This is a genomic window from Hydrogenophaga sp. FG152 (assembly GCF_057809615.1).
This window is the reverse complement of sequence record NZ_JBMDKH010000004.1, coordinates 177111-190259: the sequence shown is the minus strand read 5'-3', so window position 1 is coordinate 190259 and position 13149 is coordinate 177111. Positions and strand designations below refer to the sequence as shown.

The 13149-nt window shown below is 67.1% G+C and carries 11 protein-coding genes; 3 read left to right on the top strand and 8 right to left on the bottom strand.

Going from position 1 to position 13149, the window contains the following annotated elements:
- Nucleotides 1-96 precede the first annotated feature (96 nt).
- Nucleotides 97-1491, top strand: a complete 1395-nt coding sequence (locus ACODTB_RS07100; RefSeq protein ID WP_291116670.1) for a polyhydroxyalkanoate depolymerase — start codon at nt 97-99, stop codon at nt 1489-1491.
- Nucleotides 1492-1537: 46 nt separating this feature from the next.
- Entirely contained in the window at nt 1538-2200 is a 663-nt protein-coding gene (gene rsxB / locus ACODTB_RS07095; RefSeq protein WP_291116666.1) for an electron transport complex subunit RsxB, read from the top strand.
- 9 nt (nt 2201-2209) lie between these two features.
- On the opposite strand, the gene ACODTB_RS07090 is transcribed toward rsxB, so the two are convergent.
- The 8 genes from ACODTB_RS07090 to scpA form a co-directional block, all read right to left on the bottom strand.
- Nucleotides 2210-3730 (bottom strand): methyl-accepting chemotaxis protein, encoded by a 1521-nt coding sequence (locus ACODTB_RS07090; protein ID WP_291116663.1) that lies wholly within the window; start codon nt 3728-3730, stop codon nt 2210-2212.
- 78 nt (nt 3731-3808) lie between these two features.
- Nucleotides 3809-4096, bottom strand: a complete 288-nt coding sequence (locus tag ACODTB_RS07085; RefSeq protein ID WP_291116659.1) for a hypothetical protein — start codon at nt 4094-4096, stop codon at nt 3809-3811.
- Nucleotides 4097-4245: 149 nt separating this feature from the next.
- Nucleotides 4246-4737, bottom strand: coding sequence for a VOC family protein (locus tag ACODTB_RS07080; protein ID WP_291116657.1), 492 nt, complete (start codon nt 4735-4737; stop codon nt 4246-4248).
- A gap of 3 nt (nt 4738-4740) precedes the next feature.
- Nucleotides 4741-5328: a class I SAM-dependent methyltransferase gene (locus ACODTB_RS07075; protein ID WP_291116654.1), complete on the bottom strand. Its 588-nt coding sequence runs from the start codon at nt 5326-5328 to the stop codon at nt 4741-4743.
- Nucleotides 5329-5411: 83 nt separating this feature from the next.
- The gene (locus ACODTB_RS07070; protein ID WP_291116651.1) at nt 5412-7460 is read right to left on the bottom strand and encodes an acetyl-CoA carboxylase biotin carboxylase subunit; all 2049 of its coding nucleotides are present in this window, start codon (nt 7458-7460) and stop codon (nt 5412-5414) included.
- A gap of 138 nt (nt 7461-7598) precedes the next feature.
- Nucleotides 7599-9131, bottom strand: coding sequence for an acyl-CoA carboxylase subunit beta (locus ACODTB_RS07065; protein WP_291116648.1), 1533 nt, complete (start codon nt 9129-9131; stop codon nt 7599-7601).
- A 26-nt stretch (nt 9132-9157) separates the two neighbouring features.
- Nucleotides 9158-10162 (bottom strand): methylmalonyl Co-A mutase-associated GTPase MeaB, encoded by a 1005-nt coding sequence (meaB, locus tag ACODTB_RS07060; RefSeq protein ID WP_291116646.1) that lies wholly within the window; start codon nt 10160-10162, stop codon nt 9158-9160.
- Nucleotides 10159-12315 (bottom strand): methylmalonyl-CoA mutase, encoded by a 2157-nt coding sequence (gene scpA / locus ACODTB_RS07055; RefSeq protein ID WP_291116643.1) that lies wholly within the window; start codon nt 12313-12315, stop codon nt 10159-10161. Before scpA ends, meaB begins: the two co-directional genes overlap by 4 nt.
- A gap of 132 nt (nt 12316-12447) precedes the next feature.
- On the opposite strand from scpA, the gene ACODTB_RS07050 reads away from it, so the two are divergent.
- The gene (locus ACODTB_RS07050) at nt 12448-13083 is read left to right on the top strand and encodes a GntR family transcriptional regulator (RefSeq protein WP_291116640.1); all 636 of its coding nucleotides are present in this window, start codon (nt 12448-12450) and stop codon (nt 13081-13083) included.
- Nucleotides 13084-13149: the final 66 nt, after the last annotated feature.

Here is a 13149-nt window from a genome sequence, read left to right as displayed (position 1 = left end):
GGTGACAACAACACCCGGGGGTATAGTGTTTTCACCCTCACAAGGGCTTGCACATGCTGCTATATTGCACTGCAACATAACCAGTTTCGACGCCCCATGCTGTACCAGATTTACGAAACCCAGCGCTCGATCATGGAGCCGTTCGCCGACTTGGCCGAGGTGGCGTCCAAACTCTTCACCAACCCCATGCTGCCCCTGGCCCAGTTGCCGGGCGCCCAGCGCATTTCCGCCGGTTACGACCTGATGCACCGGCTGGGGAAGGACTACGAGAAGCCGGTGTTCGGCATCCACACCGTGGATGTGGATGGGGTGGACGTCGCGATCCACGAGCGCATCGAGATCGACAAGCCGTTCTGCGAACTGCGCCGCTTCAAGCGTTTCTCCGACGACACCGAGACGCTGGCCAAGCTCAAGGGCCAGCCGGTGGTGCTCATCGTCGCCCCGCTCTCGGGCCACTACGCCACGCTCCTGCGCGACACCGTGCGCACCATGCTCAAGGACCACAAGGTCTACATCACCGACTGGAAGAACGCCCGCCTCGTGCCGATGGCCGATGGCGAGTTCCATCTGGACGACTACGTGAACTACATCCAGGAGTTCATCCGCTACCTGCAGCAGGGCTACGGCAACTGCCATGTGATGAGCGTCTGCCAGCCCACCGTGCCGGTGCTCGCGGCGGTCTCGCTGATGGCCAGCCGGGGCGAGACCACGCCACTGTCCATGACCATGATGGGCGGCCCCATCGACGCGCGCAAGTCACCCACGGCGGTGAACAACCTGGCCACGCAGCGCAGCCACCAGTGGTTCGAGAACAACGTGATCTACCGCGTGCCCGACAACTTCCCCGGCGCCGGCCGCCGCGTGTACCCGGGCTTCCTGCAGCACACCGGTTTCGTGGCCATGAACCCCGACCGCCATGCGTCGAGCCACTACGACTATTTCAAGGACCTGATCAAGGGCGACAACTCCAGCGCCGAGAGCCACCGCAAGTTCTACGACGAGTACAACGCCGTGCTCGACATGGACGCCGACTACTACCTCGAAACCATCGAGACGGTGTTCCAGGAATTCAAGCTGGTCAACGGCACCTGGGACGTGAAGAACGAACAGGGTGCGCTGGAGCGCGTGCGTCCGCAGGACATCAAACGCACCGCCCTGCTCACGGTGGAAGGCGAACTCGACGACATTTCCGGCTCCGGGCAGACGGCCGCCGCGCACGACCTGTGCACCGGCATCCCCAAGACGCACCAGATGCACTACGAGGCGCAGGGCGCCGGCCACTACGGCATTTTCAGCGGCCGGCGCTGGCGCGACATGGTGCACCCGGTGGTCAAGACCTTCATCCGCGCGCACCAGCCCGCCGCGGATGCCGCGCCTGCCGCCGCGAAGCCGGCCGTGAAAGTGGCCCCCAAGGCCGTGGCGCGCAAACCGGCCGCCAAAGCACCGGCAGCGGCCCGCAAGACGGCCAGCCGCAAGGCCGCCAAGGCCTGAGCGGCGAAGCCCACGGCGCCCTGGCGGCGCCGGTATATTCGCGGGCATGAACGACCTCGCCCGGCGCATCGACGCCGCCCTGCCGCAGACCCAGTGCACGCGTTGCGGTTACCCCGACTGCGCGAGCTATGCGCAGGCCATCGCGCACGGCGAAGCGGGCATCAACCAGTGTCCGCCCGGCGGGGCCGAAGGCATCGAGCGGCTTTCCGCCCTCACCGGCCAGCCCGTGCAGCCGCTGGACCACCGCTTTGGCATCGAAGGCCCGGTCACCGTGGCGGTGATCGACGAGGCCTGGTGCATCGGCTGCACGCTGTGCATCCAGGCCTGCCCCACCGACGCCATCCTCGGCATCCACAAGCGCATGCACACCGTGGTGGAGCCCTATTGCACCGGCTGCGAGCTGTGCCTGCCGGTCTGCCCGGTGGACTGCATCTCGCTGGAGATCGTGAGCGGTGAGCGCACCGGCTGGCAGGCCTGGTCGGCCGAACAGGCCGCGCAGGGGCGCGAGCGCTACACCCTGCGGCAGCAGCGCCTGGCGCGCGAGAAGCGGGAACACGAGGCGCGGCTTGAAACGAAGGCGCGCGAGAAACTGGCCGATCTGGCCGCGCACTCGAAGATCAGCGACGAGGCCGTGCTGGACAAGAAGCGCGCCGTGATCGAAGCCGCGCTGGCCCGTTCCCGAGCCAGGCGCGGGCAGACCGGCGGCTGACCCGCCCCTTCAGGCGCCCTGGCGCGCGGCCACGGTCTTGTAGACGCCGCAGCCCACGTAGAGATCGTCGATCTTCATCACGTAGGACATCTTGGCCTGGATGGCGCCGGTGACCGGGTTGGCGATGTCGTACTCCACCCAGCCCTCACCCGCCTCGCCCTGCGCGATGATCGCGTTTAGCAAGGCCTGGCCGTCGACGCCCGCGATGTCCTGCACCCGGCTGCCCACCTTCTCGGGCTTGCCGCCAAAGGCGCGGTAGACGCCGGTGCTGTCGAGCGCGAAGACGTACATGTCGCGGTCGTGGAAGCCGCCGGAGGGTTCGGTGATCGAGCGCGAAAACGCCTCGCGCCCGCCTTGTTTGCGCTGGGCCAAGGCACGGCTCACCAGCTGCATGGCCTCGTCGGCCGTGCCCTGCTGCAGCATGAAGGACGACACCGCCTTCGACAGGTGGGCCGCGCGCTGTTCCAGCTGGTTGGCCTGCTGCACCGCGCGTTCCACCATCTGGGCGTTGTGCTGGGTGATCTGGTCGAGCTGGGTCACGGCCGCCGAGATCTCGCTCAGGCCGGTGCTCTGCTCGGCGCTCGACGCCGAGATCAGCGACATGTTGGCCGCCACACCGCGCACGCCGGTGACGATCTGTCCAATGCTGTTGCCGGCCGTGCGGATCTGGGCCACGCCCGCCTCCACCTGGCTGCGCGAGGCCTCGATCAGCTCGCGGATTTCCTTGGCCGAGGCGGACGAGCGCTGTGCCAGCGTGCGCACCTCGGCGGCCACCACCGCGAAACCCCGACCCTGTTCACCGGCGCGCGCGGCTTCCACCGCCGCGTTCAGCGCGAGGATGTTGGTCTGGAACGCGATGCTGTCGATCACGCCGATGATCTCGTTCATCTGCTGCGCGCTCTTCTGGATGCCTTCGACCGACTCGACCGCATGACCCATGTACTTCGCGCCCGACTCGGCCACATCGCGCACCTGCGCGGCCTGCTGGTCGGACTCGCCTGCGGTGCGGGCGTTCTGCTGCACCGTGCCTGAGAGCTCGTGCACGCTGGCCGCCGTCTGCTCCAGGTTCGCGGCCTGCTGCTCCGTGCGGTCGGCGAGGTCTCGGTTGCCGATCGCCAGGCTCTTGCCGGCGTGGGCGACGAGCGCGGAATTGCTGCGCACCTCGGCCACCATGGCCGAGAGGTTGCCGATTGTGCGGTCCAGCAGGCGGGCCAGCTCGGCCAGTTCGTCGTCGCCCTGCACGCGGATGGTGGACCGAAGGTTGCCCGACACCGTCTGCCCCATGGCACCGAGCACCTGCTGGAAGTCGGCGGTGAAGCTGACATAGAACGAGACCATGAGGTAGGCCAGCAGGGCCAGGCCCGCGATCGCGACCATCAGGGCGCTGCCGTGCAGCCCGTCAGGGCCTTGCAGGCCCCAGGCGAGCAGCGGGGGCAGGACCGACAAGGCCGCGAGCAGCAGAAGCTTGCCGCGCAGGCGGAACCGGCGCAGCAGGGCAATGCCTGGCAACAGCGGATGGAATCCGGACATGGGTGTACCGCTCCTCGGTGTAGATGGGTTCTTATCGGTGCCGCGCCATCGGCCTTGAGCCGGGGAAACCCCGTGGGCTCAATGCAGACCGGCGATGCCGGACTGGCGGGCTTCGAAATGCCGGAACAGCTGCACGGCCATCATCCGCAGCGTGTCGTCGGCCATGTTGTGGGCATGCGCGAGTTGTTCCAGCGCGTAGCGGCGGTCGCAGATCATCAGCGCCCGGCTCACGCACATGCCCTGGGACGACATGCGCAGGCAGAAGGGCTCCAGCAGTTCGGCCGGCCAGGCGGGCGCCATGCCTCGCCCCAGCCAGCCGGACGCGCGGGCGAGGTCTTTCGAATCTTGGCCGGGTGACGGGTTCATGCGGAACTCCTGCGACAAGGGGTGGGCCGCACCAACCCTGGCACAGCCTTCACAGGTCACAAGATTAAGTTCGCGGCCCGGGCCGCGGTGCGCCGAACAGCACCCGAAAAGCCGCCCTGCTCCGGGCGCTGCGCCACCCGTCCCGGGAATCAGACCGGCTGGGCGGCCAGTCGAGCGAAAGCGCTCACCACCTCGGGGGGCGCCTGCACCAATTCGATCAGCACGCCCTCACCCGCGATCGGGAATTCCTCATTCGCCTTGGGGTGCAGGAAGGTGATGTCGAAGCCCGCCGCGCCCTTTCGGATGCCGCCCGGCGCGAAACGCACGCCCTGGGCGCTGAGCCACTGCACGGCGGTGGGCAGGTTGTCGATCCACAGCCCGATGTGGTTGAGCGGCGTGGTGTGCACCGCCGGCTTCTTCTCGGGGTCCAGCGGCTGCATCAGGTCGACCTCGACCTTGAACGGGCCGGAGCCGATGGCGCAGATGTCCTCGTCCACGTTCTCGCGTTCGCTGCGGAAGGTGCCCGTGATCTCCAGGCCCAGCATGTCGACCCAGAGCTTCTGCAGGCGCTGCTTGTCAGGCCCGCCAATGGCGATCTGCTGGATGCCCAGCACCTTGAAAGGACGTGAGGAGGAAGGCATGTCTCAATGAACTCCGTTGAGGGAAACGGGCGCGCGCTCCAGCGCCCAGACCGTGGCCGGCGGCAGGTTGGCCCAGACCGAGGCCGAGCGCCGCCAATGCCAGCCCGGGGGGATGCCGTTGAAGGGCCGCAGGTGCGGCGCCGCGTAGGTGTACTGGATCAGGCGCGAGCCCGGCTGGCGGCCGATCAAGGTCAGCATGGCGCTCACGCACTCGCGGGCTTCGTCACGCGGCATGGACAGCAGCGGCAGGGACGACACCAGCGTGACGGGCGAGCGCGCCTCGATCGTGAGCTGGTTCACGTCGGAGGCACAGTGGTTGAGCACCTCGGCCAACGGGAAGGCGTGGCGCAGCAGGCGGGCAAAGTCGGGGTCGCGCTCGATCACCACGAAACGCTCCAGCGCCGCGAACGACATGGCCAGCTCGCGCGTGATGGCGCCGGTGCCCGCGCCCACCTCGATCAGCACGCCCGGCTGGCTGCGCCAGACCTCGCTCACGATGGCCCGGGCCAGCGCCCGGGAAGCCGGTGCGATGGCACCCATGCGGCGCGGATCGCGCAAACATCCCAGGGCGAAAGCCAGACCATGCTTCATGCGAATCCTTCAGAGCCGGGTGGCTTTGCAGGTTAGCGCATTTCACGGCCCGCTGTCCGTATCCAAAGGTGCTCAACGGCGCCTCAGCCGAATTCGACGATCGGCTGGTCCACCACCAGCGATTCGCCCATCTTCGCCAGCACCTTGGAGACCACGCCGTCGGCGGCGGCGAACAGCACGTTCTCCATCTTCATGGCCTCGATCACGGCCACGCGCTCACCGGCCTGCACCTTCTGGCCCGGCTGCACCGCCACCTCGACCAGCAGCCCCGGCATGGGCGAGAGCACGTATTTGCTCATGTCGGCCGGCGCCTTGAAAGGCATGAGGGCGTGCAGCTCGGCCATGCGCGGCGACACCACCATGGTCTCGATGCGCGTGCCGTTGTGCTGCACCACCAGGGCCAGCGGGTTGCGCGGCGTGCCGCGCTCGATCTGCGCCGTGTAGGGCTGGCCGTTGCAGGTGCCTGTCACGCAGATATCGTTCAGTCGCGAGGGACTGGACATCGCGTAGCGCTTGCCGTCCACCGTCACCACGGCCGAGCCGAGCTGGCCCACCACCTCGTCCACATGCACGGACTTGTAGGCGTGTTCGCCCTGGGCGTCGAGCACGATCACCGAGTAGTCGTGACCGACCTTCACGCCATAGCCAGGCAACTGGCCCGACAGGCCTGCGGCGCGCTCGCGCGACTTGCGCCGCACGAAGGCGGCCAGGGCGACGAGGAAGTCCGGGTCGCTGTGCGGCACGTCTTCGGCGCGGAAACCCTGGCCATAGTGCTCGGCGATGAAGCCGGTGTTGAAGTCGCCCGCGACGAATTTCGGGTGCGCCAGCAGCGCGGCCTGGAAGGGAATGTTGCTGCTGATGCCCCGGATCACGAAGCCATTGAGCGCCTCGCGCATCTTGGCAATGGCGTCCAGCCGGTCCTTGCCGTGCACGATGAGCTTGGCGATCATCGAGTCGTAGAACATCGGAATCTCGCCACCATCCTGCACACCGGTGTCCACGCGCACACCGAGCAGGTCGGCCGTGTTGCTCTGGAACATGCTCTGCGCCGGCGGCGCGAAACGCACCAGGCGGCCGGTGCTGGGCAGGAAGTTGCGGAACGGGTCTTCGGCGTTGATGCGGCACTCGATGGCCCAGCCGTTGCGCTGCACCTGGGCCTGCGTCAGCGGCAGCTTCTCGCCAGCCGCCACGCGGATCATCAGCTCCACCAGGTCCAGCCCGGTGATGCACTCCGTCACCGGGTGCTCGACCTGCAGGCGCGTGTTCATCTCCAGGAAGTAGAAGTCCTGGTTCTTGCCGACCACGAACTCCACCGTGCCAGCGCTCTGGTACTTCACCGCCTTGGCCAGGGCCACGGCCTGCTCGCCCATGGCCTTGCGGGTGGCCTCCGAGATGAAGGGCGATGGCGCCTCTTCGATCACCTTCTGGTGGCGGCGCTGGATGGAGCATTCGCGCTCGTTGAGGTAGATCACGTTGCCGTGCGAATCGCCCAGCACCTGGATCTCGATGTGGCGCGGCTCCTGCACGAACTTCTCGATGAAGATGCGGTCGTCGCCGAAGCTGTTGCGCGCCTCGTTGCGACAGCTGGTGAAACCCTCCAGCGCTTCCTTGTCGTTGAAGGCCACGCGCAGGCCCTTGCCGCCGCCGCCCGCGCTGGCCTTGATCATCACGGGGTAGCCGATGTCGCGGGCGATCTCCACCGCGCGGTCGGCGGACTCGATGGCGTCGTTCCAGCCCGGGATGGTGTTGACCTTGGCTTCGTTGGCCAGCTTCTTCGAGGCGATCTTGTCGCCCATGGCGGCGATGCTGAAGTGCCGCGGGCCGATGAAGGCCATGCCCTCGTCTTCCACGCGCTTGGCGAAGGCCTCGTTCTCCGACAGGAAGCCATAGCCCGGGTGGATGGCCTGGGCGCCGGTGCGCTTGGCGGCCTCGATGATCTTGTCCGCGACCAGGTAGGACTCGCGCGAGGGCGCCGGGCCGAGCAGCACAGCCTCGTCGGCCAGTTGCACGTGGCGCGCTTCCTTGTCGGCCTCGGAGTACACCGCCACCGTGGCGATGCCCATCTTCTTGGCGGTGGCGATCACACGGCAGGCAATCTCGCCACGGTTGGCAATCAGGATCTTGGTAAACATCATTTGTCCAATCTGTTCTTTACCGACTCATGTCCGGAGCAACATTCCAGAAGTGCCGCGGAACCGGCTTTGCCGGGCCGCTGGCGCTGCCCCCTTGAGGGGGTGACGCGCGAAGCGCGGCGCGGGGGGTGGGCCTGTTCACAGCGGGATGTTGCCGTGCTTGCGCCACGGGTTTTCGAGCTTCTTGTCCTTGAGCATCACCAGGCTGCGGCAGATGCGCTTGCGCGTCTCGTGCGGCAGGATGACGTCGTCGATGAAGCCGCGCGCGCCCGCCACGAAGGGGTTGGCGAAGCGGGCCTTGTACTCGGCCTCGCGCTGCGCGAGCTTGACCGGGTCCTTCTTCTCTTCGCGGAAGATGATCTCCACCGCGCCCTTCGCGCCCATCACCGCGATCTCGGCGTTGGGCCAGGCGAAGTTCACGTCGCCGCGCAGGTGCTTGGAACTCATCACGTCGTAGGCGCCGCCGTAGGCCTTGCGTGTGATCACGGTGATCTTGGGCACGGTGCACTCGGCATACGCGTAGAGCAGCTTGGCGCCGTGCTTGATGATGCCGCCGTACTCCTGCGAGGTGCCGGGCATGAAGCCGGGCACGTCGACGAAGGTGACCACGGGGATGTTGAAGGCATCGCAGAAGCGCACGAAGCGCGCGGCCTTGATCGAGCTCTTGATATCCAGGCAGCCGGCCAGCACCAGCGGCTGGTTGGCCACGATGCCCACGGTCTGGCCGTCCATGCGGGCGAAGCCGATGAGGATGTTCTTGGCGTACTCGGGCTGCAGCTCGAAGAAGTCGCCGTCGTCCACCGTCTTCACGATGAGCTCCTTCATGTCGTACGGCTTGTTCGGGTTCTCGGGCACCAGCGAGTCCAGGCTGAGCTCCATGCGGTCGATCGGGTCGCCGCTGGGGCGCACCGGCGCCTTCTCGCGGTTGTTGAGCGGCAGGTAGTTGTAGAGGCGGCGCAGCATCAGCAGCGCCTCCACGTCGTTCTCGAAGGCCAGGTCGGCCACGCCGCTCTTGGTGGTGTGCGTGATCGCGCCGCCCAGTTCCTCGGAGGTCACCTCCTCGTGCGTCACCGTCTTCACCACTTCGGGGCCGGTGACGAACATGTAGCTCGAGTCCTTGACCATGAAGATGAAGTCGGTCATGGCCGGCGAGTACACCGCGCCGCCGGCCGAGGGCCCCATGATCATGCTGATCTGCGGCACCACGCCCGAGGCCATCACGTTGCGCTGGAACACGTCGGCATAACCGCCGAGCGAAGCCACGCCTTCCTGGATGCGCGCGCCGCCCGAGTCGTTCAGGCCGATCACTGGCGCGCCGACCTTCATCGCCTGGTCCATCACCTTGCAGATCTTCTCGGCGTGCGCTTCGGACAGCGCGCCGCCGAAGACGGTGAAGTCCTGGCTGAACACGAACACCAGGCGGCCGTTGATCATGCCGTAGCCGGTCACCACGCCGTCGCCGGGGATCTTGTTGTCCTGCATGCCGAAGTCGGTGCAGCGGTGCTCGACAAACATGTCCCACTCTTCGAAAGTGCCCTCGTCGAGCAGCACCTCCAGCCGCTCGCGCGCGCTCAGCTTGCCCTTGGCGTGCTGCGCGGCGATGCGCTTCTCGCCACCGCCCAGCCGCGCCGCAGCGCGCTTGCGTTCGAGTTGTTCAAGGATGTCCTGCATGGTGGTTCTCCGGAGGAAACGTTCGGTCAGTCAAAGAGGTCGAGCAGCTGGCGCGCCGCGGTGGACGGCGGCAGTTCGCCCGCCAGCACCCGGCGGGTGGTCTCGTCGAGGTTGGCGCGCACCCCGGGGTGGGCGCGAAAACGTTGCTTGAGACCGGCGTCGATGCGCTCCCACATCCAGGCGCGGGCCTGTTGCTGGCGGCGCTGGGCGAGCTGGCCGTTGGCGGTCTGCAGCGTGCGAAACCGCGAGACCTCGGCCCAGAAGGCGTCCACGCCCCGCCCATGAAGGGCGCTGAGCTGGATCACCTGCGGATGCCAGAGGCCGTCGTTGTGGTGGGCGTGTTCGGGGTGGCCGTGCAAGCCGAGCAGGCGCAGCGAGGAAGTGATCTGGGCGCGCGCGCGCGTGGCGGCGTCGGGGTCGAGATCGGCCTTGTTGATGACCACCAGGTCGGCCAGCTCCATCACGCCCTTCTTGATCGCCTGCAGGTCGTCGCCAGCGTTGGGCAGCTGCATCAGCACGAACATGTCGGTCATGCCGCTCACGGCGGTCTCGCTCTGGCCCACGCCCACGGTCTCGACGATCACGATGTCGTGGCCGGCCGCTTCGCAGACCAGCATGGCCTCGCGCGTTTTCTCGGCCACGCCGCCCAGCGTGCCGCTGCTCGGGCTGGGCCGGATGTAGGCCTGGTCGTGCACCGAGAGTTTTTCCATGCGCGTCTTGTCGCCCAGGATCGAGCCGCCCGAGACGGAAGAGGACGGGTCGATGGTCAGCACCGCCACGCGGTGCCCCTTCCCGATCAGGTACAGGCCCAGCGCCTCGATGAAGGTGCTCTTGCCCACGCCCGGCACGCCGCTGATGCCCAGGCGCAATGCGTTCCCGGTGTGCGGCAGCAAGGCGGTGAGCAGCTCGTCGCCCTGGGCACGGTGGTCCGCGCGGGTGGACTCCAGCAGCGTGATGGCCTTGGCCATGGCGCGGCGCTGCGCGGCGGGTTCGCCGCGCACGATGCCATCAAGCAATGCCTGAGGGGTCACCCCTGGGCCTTCCGGATCTGTTCCAGAACGTCCTTCGCGCTGGCCGGGATCGGCGTGCCCGGGCCGTAGATGCCCTTGACGCCCGACTCGTACAGGAACTCGTAGTCCTGCCGGGGAATGACGCCACCCACGAACACGATGATGTCGTCCGCGCCCTGCTTCTTCAGCTCGGCGATGATGGCTGGCACCAGGGTCTTGTGGCCGGCGGCCAGGGTGGACACGCCCACCGCGTGCACGTCGTTCTCGATCGCCTGGCGCGCGCATTCTTCGGGCGTCTGGAACAGCGGACCCATGTCGACGTCGAAGCCGAGGTCGGCGAACGCCGTGGCCACCACTTTGGCACCCCGGTCGTGGCCGTCCTGCCCGAGCTTGCTGATCATCACTCGCGGGCGGCGACCCTGCTCTTCGGCAAAGGCATTGATCTCGGTCTTGAGGGCGTCCCAGCCCTCGGCGGAATCGTAGGCAGCTGCGTACACACCGGTCACCTTTTGCGTGTCGGCGCGGTGGCGCCCGTAAACCTTTTCCAGCGCATCGCTCACCTCGCCCACCGTGGCGCGCAGGCGGATGGCCTGGATCGACAGATCCAGCAGGTTGCCCTCACCGCTCTCGGCGGCGGCGGTGAGCGCCTCCAGCGCGGCCTGCACCTTCGCCGCGTCGCGCGTGGCCTTGATCTGTTTCAGGCGGGCGATCTGCCCGTCGCGCACGGCCACGTTGTCGATGTCGCGCGCCTCGATCGGGTCTTCCTTGCCCAGCTTGTACTTGTTGACGCCGACGATCACGTCCTTGCCGGAGTCGATGCGCGCCTGCTTCTCGGCGGCGGCGGCCTCGATCTTGAGCTTGGCCCAGCCGCTGTCCACCGCCTTGGTCATGCCGCCCATGGCCTCGACTTCCTCGATGATGGCCCAGGCCTTGTCGGCCATCTCCTGCGTGAGGCTCTCCATCATGTAGCTGCCGGCCCAGGGGTCCACCACATTGGTGATGTGCGTCTCTTCCTGGATGATGAGCTGCGTGTTGCGCGCGATGCGCGCGCTGAACTCGGTGGGCAGCGCGATGGCCTCGTCGAACGAGTTGGTGTGCAGCGACTGCGTGCCGCCGAACACCGCGGCCATGGCCTCGATGGCGGTGCGCACCACGTTGTTGTAGGGGTCCTGCTCGGTGAGCGACCAGCCCGAGGTCTGGCAGTGCGTGCGCAGCATCAGGCTCTTGGGGTTCCTGGCGTTGAAGCCCTTCATGATGCGCGTCCACAGCAGGCGGGCCGCGCGCATCTTGGCGATCTCCAGGTAGAAGTTCATGCCGATCGCCCAGAAGAACGACAGGCGGCCGGCGAAGTCGTCCACGTCCATGCCCTTGGCGATCGCGGTCTTCACATACTCCTTGCCATCGGCCAGCGTGAAGGCCAGCTCCAGCGCCTGATTGGCGCCGGCTTCCTGCATGTGGTAACCCGAGATCGAGATCGAGTTGAACTTCGGCATGTGCTGCGCCGTGTACTCGATGATGTCGCCGATGATCTTCATCGACGGCTCGGGCGGGAAGATGTAGGTGTTGCGGACCATGAACTCCTTGAGGATGTCGTTCTGGATGGTTCCACTCAGCTTGTCCTGTCCCACGCCCTGCTCTTCGGCCGCCACCACGTAGCCCGCCAGCACCGGCAGCACCGCGCCGTTCATGGTCATGGACACGCTCACCTTGTCCAATGGGATCTGGTCGAACAGGATCTTCATGTCCTCCACGCTGTCGATCGCCACGCCGGCCTTGCCCACGTCGCCGGTCACTCGCGGGTGGTCGCTGTCGTAGCCCCGGTGGGTGGCCAGGTCGAACGCGACCGAGACCCCCTGCCCGCCCGCGGCCAGGGCCTTGCGGTAGAAGGCGTTGCTCTCTTCGGCGGTGGAGAAGCCCGCGTATTGGCGGATCGTCCACGGTCGCACCGCGTACATGGTGGCCTGCGGACCACGGATGAAGGGCTCGAAGCCCGGCAGGGTGTTGGTGTGCGGCAGCCCGGCCGTGTCTTCGGCGGTGTACAGCGGCTTGACGCGGATGCCGTCGGGCGTGACCCAGTCCAGCGCAGAGACATCGCCACCGGGTGCGGATTTGCGTGCCGCCTGAGCCCAGGCTTCCAGGGTGGCTGCGTTGAATTCGGGCTGTTTCTGGCTCATGGCAAAACTCGGTTTGGACGGGATCAGGACCGCCGGGATTCTACATGATTCATAATTATTGATGCAAAATATTCCTATTGCCTTACAATGCCGGCCGATGTCACCCGCTTCCGATTGACCCCCTCTCTGACCATGTCCGCTTTGTCGCTTTCGCCCCGCGCCCTGTACGAAGAAGTCGCCGAGCTGCTGCGCCAGCGCATCTTCCGCCGCGAGCTCGAGCCCGGCAGCTGGATCGACGAGCTCAAGCTCGCCGAGGAATACGGCATCAGCCGCACCCCGTTGCGCGAAGCGCTCAAGGTGTTGGCCGCCGAGGGCCTGGTCACGATGAAGGTACGGCGCGGCGCCTACGTCACCGAAGTGTCCGAGAAAGACCTCGCAGATGTCTACCACCTGCTGGCCCTGCTGGAATCGGATGCGGCCGGCGTGGTGGCCGCGCGCGCCAGCGACGAGGAGCTGGCCAGCCTGCAGGCCCTGCACCAGGAACTGGAGGCCGCCGCGGGCGAGCGCGACCGCTTCTTCGCGCTCAACGAGCAGTTCCACATGCGCGTGCTCGAACTCGCGCGCAACCGCTGGCGCGAGCAGATGGTGGCCGACCTGCGCAAGGTGATGAAGCTCAACCGCCACAACTCGCTGCTCAAGAGCGGGCGCATCGAAGAGTCGCTGGCCGAGCACCGCGCCATCGTGGCCGCGCTCACGCAGCGCGACGCCGCGTTGACGGTGCAGCGCATGCGCGAGCACTTCGAGAACGGCCTGGAAGCCGCGGCCTGACCGGTCCCGGCCCACGGGCCGCTGGTAAAGTCCCGCCTTCCTTTCTGCCGCGCGGCTTGCGCCCGC

Bases quoted from the DNA above. Each gene is read 5' to 3' on its own strand.
- ACODTB_RS07100 (WP_291116670.1), top strand. From the start codon at position 97: ATGCTGTACCAGATTTACGAAACCCAGCGCTCGATCATGGAGCCGTTC.
- rsxB (WP_291116666.1), top strand. From the start codon at position 1,538: ATGAACGACCTCGCCCGGCGCATCGACGCCGCCCTGCCGCAGACCCAG.
- ACODTB_RS07090 (WP_291116663.1), bottom strand. From the start codon at position 3,730: ATGTCCGGATTCCATCCGCTGTTGCCAGGCATTGCCCTGCTGCGCCGG.
- ACODTB_RS07085 (WP_291116659.1), bottom strand. From the start codon at position 4,096: ATGAACCCGTCACCCGGCCAAGATTCGAAAGACCTCGCCCGCGCGTCC.
- ACODTB_RS07080 (WP_291116657.1), bottom strand. From the start codon at position 4,737: ATGCCTTCCTCCTCACGTCCTTTCAAGGTGCTGGGCATCCAGCAGATC.
- ACODTB_RS07075 (WP_291116654.1), bottom strand. From the start codon at position 5,328: ATGAAGCATGGTCTGGCTTTCGCCCTGGGATGTTTGCGCGATCCGCGC.
- ACODTB_RS07070 (WP_291116651.1), bottom strand. From the start codon at position 7,460: ATGTTTACCAAGATCCTGATTGCCAACCGTGGCGAGATTGCCTGCCGT.
- ACODTB_RS07065 (WP_291116648.1), bottom strand. From the start codon at position 9,131: ATGCAGGACATCCTTGAACAACTCGAACGCAAGCGCGCTGCGGCGCGG.
- scpA (WP_291116643.1), bottom strand. From the start codon at position 12,315: ATGAGCCAGAAACAGCCCGAATTCAACGCAGCCACCCTGGAAGCCTGG.
- ACODTB_RS07050 (WP_291116640.1), top strand. From the start codon at position 12,448: ATGTCCGCTTTGTCGCTTTCGCCCCGCGCCCTGTACGAAGAAGTCGCC.